Below are 11,737 nucleotides of genomic sequence, written 5' to 3'. Positions count from 1 at the left end.
AATATAATAAAGGTTTATAAGTGGTTTAAAATAAATAATTAAACACAGTGAAATAAGAACAATAAAAAGAGATTTCTAAAAAAAGTTAGTAAAATAATTAAGAATATAAAAAAAATGCTTAAAATTCATTGTTTTATTAGAAAAAAAGTTTTATAATGGAATATGTAGTTAAAACTGATAAATATACTTTATTAGTAAAAAACTTATCAAGGAGTAACTAAATGCAAAACATAAGATTAGAAAGCAATGTAAATGAAAATATTATACAAGAAGAGATTCAAATTCTAACAGAAATGTTGTTAAAAGCAACACAAAAAATGATTTCTGAAAATACATTTGAAAAAATTGTAGAATTAAAAGCATTAGCAGATGAAAAAAATTACGAAAAATTAAATCTTATAATTAAAGATTTAACTCAAGAAGAAATGGAAATTGTTGCAAACTTCTTTTCAATTTTACCATTATTAATTAATATAGCTGAAGATGTTGATTTAGCTTATGAAGTCAACTATAAAAATAATATAGGTGAAACATATGTAGGTAAATTATCTGAGTCTATTAAAAATATTAAAGATAAAAATATCTTAGAAAATATTAATGTAGTACCAGTTTTAACGGCTCACCCAACACAAGTTCAACGTAAAACAGTTCTTGATTTAACAGAAAAACTTCATAGTTTATTAAGAAAACACCGTGATGTAAAAAATGGTTTAATAAATGAAAGAAAATGGAAAAATGCAATCCAAAAACATATTGAAATATTAACACAAAGTGATATTATTCGTGAGAAAAAATTAAAAGTAGCTAACGAAATCACAAACGTATTAGAATATTATAACCTATCATTTATTAAAGCAGTTGCAAAGTTAATGACTGAGTATAAATTATTGTTAGAAGAAAATAAGATAGAATTAAAAAATGAGACTCCAATAACAATGGGAATGTGGATTGGTGGAGACCGTGATGGAAATCCATTTGTAACTGCTGAAACATTAAATCTATCAGCAATGAAGCAATGTGAGCTTATTACAACGTATTATATTGAGAAATTAAATAGTTTATATAGAACATTTTCAATGTCATCTCACGTTACTAAAGGAAGTAAAAAACTAGAAGAATTAGCAAATCGTTCAAGTGATACTTCTGAGTATAGAGAAAAAGAATTATATAGAAGAGCTTTATCATATATAAAAGAAAAACTTGAAAACACTAGAGAGTATTTATTACAAGATAAAGAAGTTGAAGATAAATATCTTACAGCTGATGAGTTTATCACTGATTTAACAATAATTGAAAAATCATTATTAGAAAATAAAGGTGAAATCTTAGTAACTGGAGAATTTGAAGAATTACTAAATGTTGTTAAAATCTTTGGATTCTATTTAGCAAGTATAGATATGCGTCAAGATTCAAGTGTCTATGAAGCTTCAGTTGCTGAATTATTAAGTAGTGCTAATATTGAAAAAGACTACAGCTCACTAAGTGAAGAAGAAAAATGTGAACTTCTATTAAAACAATTAAAAGAAGATCCACGACCACTTAGTATAAATGATGAAAATAAACAATCAGAAGAATTAAGAAAAGAATTAGCAATATTTAGAACAGCTAGAAAATTAAAAGATAAACTTGGTGACAATGTCATTAAACAAAATATTATTTCACACACAACAAGTGTCTCTGACTTATTAGAGCTTGCAATAATGCTTAAAGAAGTTGGTTTAGTAGGAAGTGACTTTGCAAGATTACAACTTGTACCATTATTCGAAACAATCGAAGACTTAGAGAATTCATATGAAGTAATGGATAAATACTTAAGTCTAGATATCGTGAAAAAATGGGTAAGTGATAATAGAAGGTACCAAGAGATTATGTTAGGATACTCAGATAGTAATAAAGATGGCGGATACCTATCATCTGGATGGTCACTTTATAAAGCGCAACAGGAGCTATCATTATTAGGAGAAAAACACAATATTAAAGTTACTTTCTTCCACGGTCGAGGTGGTACTGTTGGTCGAGGTGGTGGACCAAGTTATGATGCGATTATTTCTCAACCTCTAGGAAGTGTACAAGATAGAATTCGTCTTACAGAACAAGGTGAAATTATCGCAGCCAAATATGGGAACAGTGACGCTGCATACTATAATTTAGAAGCCTTATTCTCTGCCGTAATTCAAAGAATGAATGCTGATAAAGTTAATACAGACATCAGAGATATACCTGAAATCCAAGTTATTATGGATGAAATAGTAGAAGACAGTTATAACAAATATCGAGAACTAGTCTTTGAAAATCCTAACTTCTACAACTATTTCTTTGAAGCAACACCAATTAAAGAAATTTCAAGTTTAAACATTGGTTCGCGTCCAGCATCACGTAAAAAAATTACTGATATCGGTGGTTTAAGAGCAATTCCATGGGTATTTTCATGGTCACAAAGTAGAATTATGCTTCCAGGGTGGTATGGAGTAGGAACAGCATTTTCAAACTTTATAAACAAAGATAAAGGAAATATTGAAAAACTTCGTAAAATGTATAAAGAATGGCCATTCTTTACATCTCTACTTTCAAACGTAGACATGGTTATGTCAAAATCTGACATGGATATAGCTAAAGAATACGCAAATCTATGTAAAGAAGAAGAAACTAAGCAGGTATATGAAGAAATCTTAAGAGAATGGAATTTAACAAAACAAGTAGTTTTAGAAATTTCAGAACATAAAGAATTCTTAGAAGACAATACATACTTAACTCGAAGTTTAGAAAATAGGTTACAGTACTTTAATACATTAAACCTAATTCAATTAGAGTTAATTAAACGTTCAAGAGAAGGTAAATTACCTGAATCACAAATTAATACAATTCATATAACAATTAACGGAGTAGCTACAGGACTTAGAAACTCAGGATAATAACGTAAGAGAGGATTCAATATGAGTCCTCTCTTTTTTCAGAAATTTAATACTTAAAAACTATATAATTAGATATGAATTTAGATTGCATAAATAAACACACAATCCTTATTTTTAAGAATTGTGTGTTTTAAATTATTTAATTTTTATAGCGATATAACTCTTAGGTGGAACAACCGTTCCAAAAGGTGTCGAATAAACTTTATTGTTTCCAAATAGTTTTTCACCAGAGAAATTCTCAATAAAATGAGCTTTAGAATCAAGATTTATAATACAAAGAACATTATTTCGTCTATATGCAACACACTTGTTGTCTGTATAAATAAACTCGAAGTTTGTAATAAAATCATCTTTATTTTCATTTCTAAAGTTTGATAGTTTAATATAGTGATTTAACAGATCTTCATCCTTATCATTATGTGTAAAACCTAAACGATTATAAGGATCTCTAAAGCCGTACATTCCAATTTCATCACCATAATAAATACAAGGAACACCAGGTAGAGTAAATTGAATAAAACTAGCATACTTAAGGCGTTCTTTCGCTTTAGTATATTGTTCATTAGACATTTTATATGTTGGTCTTTCATGAACAGGAACATCTTCAGGATTATCAAATGCTAGCATAGTTAGTACTCGTTCTGTATCATGACTTCCTAATAAGTTCATTACAGCATCAAGAGCCGGGCGCGGATATATTCTTTTTTCTGCTTCATGGTCGTCGAAAAAACGAAGTATTGAGTTTAAAATTCAGCGATATAAATTTTAAAACCAGGACTTACACTATTCCGTTTAAAATCAACAAAGCAAAGCGCGATATGGTTTATAAAATGAGCGATGATCTATATGATCGTCTTTATCGTCGATACGTTGAAGCTAAGAAACAAAATAAGCTAAACGGCTATGTATTCGTAAACCCTATGACAAACGACAAATACCAGGATTTGCGTAAGAGCTGGAACTCTCTATTAAAGCGTAATAATCTACCTAGAATTAGATTACACGATATAAGGCATTTAATCGGCACGTATTCGATTAATTATCTTAAAATTCCGATCGAGCAAGTATCGTTTACTCTCGGTCATACAAATATCATTACTACACAAAAATATATTACTGCAAACGTAAGAAAATCTAAAGAAACTATCGAAAATTTACTAAAATCAATTTCAGAATAAATTAAGGGTTTTAGAAAGTGCTTTCAAATGCCGATAGAATGGGGATTTGGTTGCGGAGGACGGACTTGAACCGCCGACCTTCGGGTTATGAGCCCGACGAGCTACCACTGCTCTACTCCGCGATGAAATTTGAGTGGATGGGGTAAGAGGATTCGAACCTCTGGATGATTGGACCAAAACCAATTGCCTTACCGCTTGGCGATACCCCAGCCTGTAAAAAGAAAGGTGATTATATATATTTTTACCTTATTTGTCAAGCTTTTTGGCAAATTTTCGCCATTTTTTCAAAGTTTTTCCATAAAAGCCGTGCTATATGAACCGTTTAAGCGCTTATTTATATCATCCTGCCAGCTAGCAGGCAGCGCCTTAAGAGCCCTAAATTTAGGCAATAAATCCAAATTTTCGCTCGGATTAAAAAATAGTTTATTTATCTGCATCACGCTTAGAGCATTTTCGTTTTTTTGTAGGATTTCCACCTCGCAACCGGCCTTACACGAGCCGTTTTCAAGCACCTTGTAGTACCATCCGGTTAGCCCCGTGGCAAAAATTTCTTTAGCCAAATTTGCATTTCCCCACCGCTTTGCGAGCTTAAAACACGGTTTTCGCGGCTGAGTTACTTGTAGCACCAGTGAGCCGATTTTATGTACGTCGCCCACGTTTACGCTATTTTCATCCAGCCCGCTAATGGTCAAATTTTCGCCCATCGCGCCCAGCGGCAAATTTTTAAGCCCCAGATAAGCTTCCCACGCGGGATAGTTTTCGAGCGAATTTGCAAACACGGCTTTATTTACGCCACCGTGATGTTTCGTATCAGCCACCTCGTCGCCCTCAAATCCAAGCTCGCCCGCGTAAATTTCACCCGTTTGCGCATTTTTAAATATCGCTGAGCGCCACGCCTTGCCTAGCTCGTCCGTGGCCGTCTGGCTGCCATACTGCCTTGCTTTACCTATCAAAAGCGCTTTTAGAAATGTCATTTTGTCCTCACGCCACGTTTTGCAGATTTAGCTGAACTTGCTCACCCTCATCGTTAAACTCAAACCTAACCGCCCTAGCCCCAAAGCTCTTTGCGATCGCCTCTAGCGTGTCGCGAGCAGACTTGTGGATCTTTGACTGGAGCTGATTTATCAGGCGTACGGACATCTTTTCGACCTCGGCGCGCGCCTCCTCGATGAGCCTGTTTTTATCCTCCTCGCTAAAACTACTACCGAAAAATCCATTTAGCGAATCAGGTAGCAAAAACGGGATAAATTCGCCGTTCTTCTCGTTGTAAAATTTCATATTCGCGATCGAAAATTTGTATTTGCAAGGCGGCATCTTGATGAGATACTCCTCGCTCGCGACGTTTACGATCTCTAGGCGCGGGCTCGTTAGGTCGTAGATAAAATTTATCTCAAACTCAAATATCATCGAGAGCTTTTTCTCGCTCACCAGCCAGCGCAGATACTCCTTGCCAAAACTACCGAATGCATGGTCGGTCTTAGTCACGATCTCTTTGCTATAGACCTGAAAAACGGATAGCTCGCCGATGGATTTTAGCTGCGATATCTCGGTGCTAATCTGCGTCGTCGCAGGCTTTTGCGCGGTTTTTAAGGCTTTATTAAATCTAAAAATAGTAAATACGCAAATTGCCAGCAAAATCGCTAAAATAAGGCTTGTAACATCTATCATCTTTGCTCCTTTAAAAGGCGATTTTAGCGAAATTCGTTAAAATAATCGTTAAATTTAAGCTTTTGGCTGTTTTATATCGATATAAATTTGGATCGTAAATTTAAATTTAGCGAGCTTTTAGAGTCGGTGTGGTTTAGCATAACCCGCACCTTTAAGATACGGGTTTAAATTTGGCTCAAATTTACTCCAAATTTAGCAAGCAAATTTGAGCTCAAATTTAAACAGCTTAAAACACCTGAATAAATTTAAAATCATGCTCCCTAAGCACTTTTTTGATGAGCTCTTGGTGATCCTCGCCCTTGGTTTCCAGCGTGATCGTGATATTAGCGTCGCCGTACTCTAGGCTCGTGGAGAAGCGGTCGTAGTCGATTTTCACGATATTAGCATTTGCGATCTTTAGACTATCGGTTAGGCTCATGAGCGCGCCCGGTTTGTCGATAAGCGTGATTTGCAGCGCCATCTTGCGGTGAGACTTGATGAGACCCTTTTCGATGATGACGTTTAGCATTTGTACGTCGATGTTTCCGCCGCTTAGCACGATGCCGATGCGCTCGCCGGCTTTAAATTTGACCTTGTTGTGCAGGATACTAGCTACGCCGACCGCGCCCGCACCCTCGACCACGATCTTTTGCGTCTCGAGCAGGAACAAAATCGCGTTTGCGATCTCCTCGTCATCGACCTGCACGAACTCGTCCACGCACTCTAGGATATTTGCCAGCGTTGTCTCGCTAGCGTCGCGAACCGCGATACCGTCGGCGATCGTGCGCACGGTTTTTGAGTTTATACTTTTTTTAGCACTAAAGCTATTAAACATCGCAGGCGCGCCCTTCGCGCTCACAGCGACCACGCGAATGTCTGGATTTACCTGCTTTACGCAGCTTGATATGCCGCTGATTAGTCCGCCGCCGCCAACCGGCACGATGATAGTCTCAAGCTCGGCAAGATCGTCAAGCATCTCAAGCCCCACAGTGCCCTGCCCGGCCATCACGTACTCGTCGTCAAACGGATGGATAAAGCTCATGCCCTGCTGCTTGGCGTACTCTACGGCGTAGGCATAGGCCTCGTCGAAGTTATCGCCCTTTAGGATGACTTCGGCGCCTAGATCTTTGGTGCCAAGCACCTTTAAAAGCGGCGTGGACTCGGGCATCACGATAGTAGCGGGCGTTTTAAACTCGCGCGCCGAGATAGCCACGCCCTGAGCGTGATTGCCGGCGCTTGCCGCGACGACGCCTTTTTTACGCTCCTGAGCGCTTAAATTTGCGATTTTATTATACGCGCCGCGGATCTTGTACGCGCCGGTGCGCTGGAGATTTTCCTCTTTTAGGTAGATGAGCGCGCCGCTTGCGAGGCTTAGTTTTGCGCTGTAGGCAAACGGCGTCTTATACACGAAGCCGCTTATCGTGCGCTTGGCTTGGATTATTTTATTTAGAGAGATCATTTTAGCCTTTCGTTTTTTGTTTAAATTTTACTTTTAGTCGCTTTTGTTTGCGCGTTTATTTACCGTATTTTTGCTTACGTTTTCTTTATTTTTATTTATACTTTTGTTTTTTGCCGCGGACCGCTAAATTTACAGCACACGCTTCGTCGTCAAATTTAGCCTAGTCAAGCCTTTGTAGCTCGATTTTTATACACTTATCCTGCACGAAATTTATCCCATTTTCGCGCGCGACCGCTCCCGCCTCGTCGCTTGTGATACCAAGCTGTAGCCACAGCGTTTTCACGCCTTTTTTGACGGCGTCCTTTACTAGCTCGCTAGCAAACTCGCCCTTTCTAAACATCACTAAGACGTCGATATTTTCATCTATTTCAGTTAAATTTCTATAGACCTTGCGCCCTAAAATTTCATCAAATTTTGGATAGACGGGAAATACGTTAAATCCGCGCTCAATGAGAAATTTTGCTACCTCGTTGCTAGGCTTGCTCTCATCTGGACTAAGGCCCACGACCGCGATATTTTTAGCGGAGGATAAAATTCGCCTTAATTCGCTAGGCATTTTTACTCCTTAAAAGCACGCCGCACTCGATGTGAGCGGTGTTTGCAAACTGATCAAACACGGCAAATTTGACCGCCTCATGAGTCGCGGATAGCTGCGTTAGATCGCGCTTTAGGCTCTGCGGCGAACAGGAGATATAGACGATATTTTCGTAGTTTTTGATGAAATTTATCACGCTCTCATCGAGTCCCGCGCGCGGCGGATCGACCAAAACGTGCGAGAAGTCGTAGCTAAAGATATCAAGCTCTCTTAGGCGGTTAAACTCGCGCTCGCGCCCAAACGCGCTCATCAGCTCCTCAGCGCTCATTCGCAAAAATTTGATGTTATCTACGCCGTTTAGTTCGCAGTTTTTGAGCGCATTTGCGATCGAGCTTTTGGATATCTCGGTTGCCAAAATGCGTTTAAATTTTTCCGCCATCGGAACAGTAAAGTTGCCGTGTCCGCAGTAAAGCTCGAGCAGATCCACGCCGCGCTCTACACAGCTCTTCGCCCATGCGATCATCTTTTCGTTTACGGCGGTGTTTGGCTGGATAAAAGCTCCGTCGCCGAATGTAAATTTGTAAATTTTACCGCCGATATTTAGGCAGTCCTGTAAATTTAGCTCGCCGCTTAGTAGCTTTTGCCCCTTTGCTCTCGCAGCTATCGTTACGCTCAGATCGGCAAATTTGCGCGCTAGGCTCTCTATCTCGCCCTGCTCGGCTTCGCCTAGACGCTTATGATAGAGCAGCGTCGCCAGTATCCCGCTCGCACACGAGATAAACTCGGCACCAAAGAGTCTCTCTTTTAAAATTTGATTTTTCGCAAGCACCTCAAGCAAACGCGGCATCAAATTTGCGATAGGAGCGGCTACTTTTGGGCATTCGTCTATAAAAATACGCTTAGTTTTAGTGCCGTACATCGTGTATCTAAGCTCCTCGCCGTCGCGCCAGACTCCAAACTCCGCCCTAGTGCGGTAAGCGGCCCTCTGCGAGGCGAAAAACTCAAATTCGCCGCTATAAAACGGCTCAAATTCGCGCCTTATAAACTCGGTTTTAAATTTAACCTGTTCCTCGTAAGGCATATCAAGAGTGCAACTACCGCACTCTCCTAAAAATTTGCAAAACTTATCGGGCAAATTTAAACCCTTTGCCCGACGAATCTAACAACCAAAGCCGTCACCAAAAGCCCCAAAGGAAGCACTATCCAGATGCTTAGGCCAAGCGCAGTCGGGAAATATCCGGCAAAAATACTGATCGCGCAAACCGCAAGCGCATAAGGCATCTGCGTCTGGACGTGATCGATGTGGTTACACCCAGCACCCATAGACGAAAGTATCGTAGTATCCGAGATCGGCGAGCAGTGGTCGCCAAATATCGCACCAGTTAAAACGGCTGAGATATTTACTATCATATACGCGTGCAAGGCATCGCCCTCTAGTCCGCTGTGCATACCGACCGCGCTAGCTAGCGGTATCGCAAGCGGCATCAAAATGCCCATCGTGCCGTAGCTGGTGCCGGTAGAAAAGCTGATAAACGAACCCAGCATAAAAATCGCCGCCGGAAGGACGATCTTTGGCGTAGACTGCGAAAGCAGATCGACTAGGTAGCGAGACGTGCCAAGCTCCTTGATCACCGAGCTAAGCGACCAAGCAAGAAGCAGGATGATGATCGTAGTTATCATGGTTTTCCAGCCCTTACCCCAAGTCTCTATCGCCTCGCGTACGGTTAAAATTTTTCTATAAACGGCCATAAATATCGCCACCACGGTAGCTAGCAAAGCCGACTGAAATAGAGCCACAGACGCATCGGCAGCACCGAACGTAGCTTGGAAAGTGTGGAACGTAAGCGGATGAGCCTTCGCGCTCTCAAGAGCCTCGCCCTCAAGCGCACCCAGACCGCTAAAGTAAAAGCTAACGAACGCGCCCAAAATAAGCACTAAAAGCGGAATAACGGCGTTTGAGCTTTGTAGTTTTATGTTTTCTTTAGGCTCTAGCGTTTTATCCTCGACGTCCTCTATCATAGCTCCGCCCTGTCTTGGGTGTAGTTCGCCCGCTCTAGCTCTGCGCTCGGCTTTTAGCATACCGGCAAATTCGCGCCCCATAAATGCGGTGCAGACGATGAAAAATAGCATGAAAAGATTGTAAAATCTATAAGGCATCGTCTCGACGAAGATACTAAAGGCGTTTACGTTCGTTATTCCGATGAGCTCGTAGCCTTGTTTGATCAGCGAGATCTCAAGCCCGACCCAAGTCGAGATGACGGCTAGACCCGCGATCGGAGCGGCGGTTGCGTCGATGATAAAGGCTAGTTTTTCGCGAGAGACTTTAAATTTGTCCGTTATCGGGCGCATGATCGGGCCCACGATGAGGGAGTTCGCGTAGTCGTCGAAAAAGACGAAAAGTCCCATCACCCAGGTTGAAATTTGTGCAGAAACGCCTGTTTTGGCCTTTTTGCTTAGCCATATCGCCACAGCCTTGGTTCCGCCCATTTTGGTGATGAGCGCGACCACGCCGCCGATACAAAGCACCTGAAGCACGATGCCCGCGTTCCAGCTATCGGCCAGCGAGCCCACGACCCTTTTTACGATGTCGGTAAAACCCTTTACAAAGGTCTTGTCAGCCATCGAGTCAACAACCCTTGAGACGATACCGGTAAAGCCTTTTACGATACCCATAAAGACGTTTTCATTAACGATATTTATGAGAAACGTTCCGCTAAAAACACCGATAAACAGCGACAAAACGACGTCTTTGGTGATAAACGCCAAAACTATCGCCACCACAGGCGGGATGAGCGTCCAAAAGCCGAATATTTCGGCATTTTTCTTCGCTACTTCGGGATCTACGGCTAACGCCAAGATCGGCAAAAGCGACAAAAATAAAATCTTTTTCATCAAAAACTCCTTTTTGTTTTTCGTCGGTTTAATCAAATTTTCCGCACCGCGTGCCGTCGGTCGGTATTTAAGGCATAAATTTAGCTAAATGCGGCTTAAATTTTTGTTTTAAATTCGCTTAGAATTCAAAATTTTTAGCTCTTTATTAAAATTTTATGTTAAAAATGAGGCTTTTGGGGAAATTTTGTTTAAAACTGCACTCGGCGACAAATTTTAAATTTAGTCATGACTTAAATTTTGCAGGGAATTTTGAAACTCTGGCTTGTTGGTCGAATTTTGTATTTAAAGCGCAGAGCGTCATTTACATAAAAAGGTAAATTTACGATATCTGCTTCAAACCGCACAGGTTTAAAACGCTATTAAGTTTGCCGCTCGAAATTTAATACTAGGCGTCAAATTTCGGGTTAAATTTGATAAAAGAGTCAAATTTAACCCGAATCCGCAAACGGCAAAAGCCTACTTTTTCTCGATAAAAAGCCCGGCCCAAGTCTGCTGCGTCGCCATCGCCTCGACGACGTTGATATTGACGCGGTGAGGCATATTTAGGCAGTTTAGCACGATCTGCGCGATATCCTCGGCCGTGATGTACTCCACGCCTTCGTAAACCGCGTCGGCCTTAGCCTTATCTCCGCCGAAGCGAACCTCGCTAAACTCGGTCTTGCAGATGCCAGGAGCTATCTCGGTCACTCGGATGCCGGTGCCGCGGATGTCGTTGCGCAAATTTCTACTAAACTGCTTCACGAAAGCCTTACTAGCGCCGTAAACGTGACTGCCAGGATACGGCCATGCGCCAGCGGTTGAGCCTAGGTTAAAGATATAGCCACTCTTTCGAGCGATCATGAGGGGCAAAACGGCCTTGGTCGAGTATAAAAACCCCTTGATGTTGGTATCGACCATCGTCTCAAAGTCCTCGATGCTAGTCTCCGCCACGCCTTCAAGTCCCAGCGCTAGGCCTGCGTTATTTACGAGCACTTCGATATCGCGAAACTCCTGCGGTAAATTTGCCACGCCGTCAAAAACCGCCTTTTTATCGCGGATGTCGGCGACGATGATATGCGTATTTCACTATCTTCGACAAGAACAACAACGAGTCTCGTTACTTCATCCAGTTCAA

The 11,737-nt window shown here is 40.9% G+C and carries 9 protein-coding genes, 2 tRNA genes and 1 pseudogene; 2 read left to right on the top strand and 10 right to left on the bottom strand.

Annotated features, from left to right (window positions below; genetic code table 11):
- Nucleotides 1–221 precede the first annotated feature (221 nt).
- A complete protein-coding gene (gene ppc, locus Q0200_RS09550) occupies nucleotides 222–2,912 on the top strand; it encodes a phosphoenolpyruvate carboxylase (protein ID WP_297940685.1) in 2,691 nt (896 codons plus the stop codon).
- Between the two features lie 135 nt (nucleotides 2,913–3,047).
- Here the strand turns inward: ppc and Q0200_RS09545 are convergent, their stop codons facing one another.
- On the bottom strand, nucleotides 3,048–3,539 hold the full coding sequence (locus Q0200_RS09545) for an alpha-amylase family glycosyl hydrolase (protein ID WP_297940684.1): 492 nt from the start codon (nucleotides 3,537–3,539) through the stop codon (nucleotides 3,048–3,050).
- Between the two features lie 14 nt (nucleotides 3,540–3,553).
- Between Q0200_RS09545 and Q0200_RS09540 the strand changes: the two genes are divergently transcribed.
- Complete coding sequence (locus Q0200_RS09540; RefSeq protein WP_366118588.1) at nucleotides 3,554–4,090, top strand: tyrosine-type recombinase/integrase; 537 nt, start codon at nucleotides 3,554–3,556, stop codon at nucleotides 4,088–4,090.
- 47 nt (nucleotides 4,091–4,137) lie between these two features.
- On the opposite strand, the gene Q0200_RS09535 is transcribed toward Q0200_RS09540, so the two are convergent.
- The 9 genes and pseudogenes from Q0200_RS09535 to Q0200_RS09495 all read right to left on the bottom strand — a co-directional run.
- A tRNA-Met gene (locus Q0200_RS09535) sits at nucleotides 4,138–4,212 on the bottom strand.
- A 12-nt stretch (nucleotides 4,213–4,224) separates the two neighbouring features.
- Nucleotides 4,225–4,299: transfer RNA gene (locus tag Q0200_RS09530), tRNA-Gln, on the bottom strand.
- A 75-nt stretch (nucleotides 4,300–4,374) separates the two neighbouring features.
- The gene (locus tag Q0200_RS09525; protein ID WP_297940682.1) at nucleotides 4,375–5,064 is read right to left on the bottom strand and encodes an MOSC domain-containing protein; all 690 of its coding nucleotides are present in this window, start codon (nucleotides 5,062–5,064) and stop codon (nucleotides 4,375–4,377) included.
- Nucleotides 5,065–5,071: 7 nt separating this feature from the next.
- Entirely contained in the window at nucleotides 5,072–5,758 is a 687-nt protein-coding gene (locus tag Q0200_RS09520) for a DUF4230 domain-containing protein (RefSeq protein WP_297940680.1), read from the bottom strand.
- 226 nt (nucleotides 5,759–5,984) lie between these two features.
- Nucleotides 5,985–7,196 (bottom strand): threonine ammonia-lyase, encoded by a 1,212-nt coding sequence (ilvA, locus tag Q0200_RS09515; protein WP_002951266.1) that lies wholly within the window; start codon nucleotides 7,194–7,196, stop codon nucleotides 5,985–5,987.
- 160 nt (nucleotides 7,197–7,356) lie between these two features.
- On the bottom strand, nucleotides 7,357–7,752 hold the full coding sequence (locus tag Q0200_RS09510; protein ID WP_297940678.1) for a CoA-binding protein: 396 nt from the start codon (nucleotides 7,750–7,752) through the stop codon (nucleotides 7,357–7,359).
- A complete protein-coding gene (gene trmA / locus Q0200_RS09505; RefSeq protein WP_297940676.1) occupies nucleotides 7,745–8,866 on the bottom strand; it encodes a tRNA (uridine(54)-C5)-methyltransferase TrmA in 1,122 nt (373 codons plus the stop codon). The genes Q0200_RS09510 and trmA overlap by 8 nt, the downstream gene beginning before the upstream one ends.
- Nucleotides 8,867–8,868: 2 nt before the next feature.
- A complete protein-coding gene (locus tag Q0200_RS09500; RefSeq protein WP_297940674.1) occupies nucleotides 8,869–10,623 on the bottom strand; it encodes a Na+/H+ antiporter NhaC family protein in 1,755 nt (584 codons plus the stop codon).
- Nucleotides 10,624–11,079: 456 nt separating this feature from the next.
- Nucleotides 11,080–11,685: pseudogene (locus tag Q0200_RS09495) on the bottom strand (SDR family NAD(P)-dependent oxidoreductase); the annotation flags it as partial.
- Between the last annotated feature and the right edge of the window lie 52 nt (nucleotides 11,686–11,737).

The organism is uncultured Campylobacter sp. (genome assembly GCF_938045225.1).
In the GTDB taxonomy this organism is placed as follows: domain Bacteria; phylum Campylobacterota; class Campylobacteria; order Campylobacterales; family Campylobacteraceae; genus Campylobacter_A.
The sequence above is the reverse complement of the archived record's forward strand: the minus strand, read 5'-3'. Positions and strand labels throughout refer to the sequence as shown.

Excerpts from the sequence above, each read along its gene's own strand:
- ppc (WP_297940685.1), top strand. The coding sequence starts at position 222 with ATGCAAAACATAAGATTAGAAAGCAATGTAAATGAAAATATTATACAA.
- Q0200_RS09545 (WP_297940684.1), bottom strand. The coding sequence starts at position 3,539 with ATGCTAGCATTTGATAATCCTGAAGATGTTCCTGTTCATGAAAGACCA.
- Q0200_RS09525 (WP_297940682.1), bottom strand. The coding sequence starts at position 5,064 with ATGACATTTCTAAAAGCGCTTTTGATAGGTAAAGCAAGGCAGTATGGC.
- Q0200_RS09520 (WP_297940680.1), bottom strand. The coding sequence starts at position 5,758 with ATGATAGATGTTACAAGCCTTATTTTAGCGATTTTGCTGGCAATTTGC.
- ilvA (WP_002951266.1), bottom strand. The coding sequence starts at position 7,196 with ATGATCTCTCTAAATAAAATAATCCAAGCCAAGCGCACGATAAGCGGC.
- Q0200_RS09510 (WP_297940678.1), bottom strand. The coding sequence starts at position 7,752 with ATGCCTAGCGAATTAAGGCGAATTTTATCCTCCGCTAAAAATATCGCG.
- Q0200_RS09500 (WP_297940674.1), bottom strand. The coding sequence starts at position 10,623 with ATGAAAAAGATTTTATTTTTGTCGCTTTTGCCGATCTTGGCGTTAGCC.